General features: G+C 59.5%; 1 pseudogene. It reads right to left on the bottom strand.

Annotated elements, in window-relative coordinates:
• Positions 1–265 (bottom strand): annotated as a pseudogene (locus CDV44_RS27195) (acyl-CoA thioesterase); the annotation flags it as partial.
• Positions 266–467 lie beyond the last annotated feature (202 nt).

The raw sequence follows: 467 nt of genomic DNA, 5'->3' as shown, positions 1-467 counted from the left end.
ATGCTGGTGCGCCCCGTCGCCACGATGCGTGCGCGAAGTTCTACCAGATTCCCCACCAGAATCGGACGGCGAAAGCGAATGTTGCCGACGCTGACGGTCACGCAATAGCGGCCCGACCACGTGGCAGCGCAGGCGTAGGCAACTTCGTCGATCCATTTCATCAGCGAGCCCCGTGCACCTTGCCGCCGAAATTGACGGCGGCCGGCTCGGCCAGAAAGCGGAAAGTGACTTCGGAGCGTTCGCTCTGATTCTGCGGGGTATTCATGATGTTTGTTTTTGCGGGCTGATGGTTCTTTCGCGACAGCCGTACGGTCTTTCGAGTGCGGGTCGGGGAAAGCGCAATGATACTGCGATTGCGTAAGGTGTGCCGCAGCCCGATTTGGCTGGCCCATTTACCTCGATTCACCGTGTTTTGGTGGATATAACCGCCCCTTGCGCGACTCGCGCAGCGCAAGAACGTACAAGCG

This window comes from Pandoraea sp. PE-S2R-1 (genome assembly GCF_002179865.1).
In the GTDB taxonomy this organism is placed as follows: domain Bacteria; phylum Pseudomonadota; class Gammaproteobacteria; order Burkholderiales; family Burkholderiaceae; genus Pandoraea.
The sequence above is the reverse complement of the archived record's forward strand: the minus strand, read 5'-3'. Positions and strand labels throughout refer to the sequence as shown.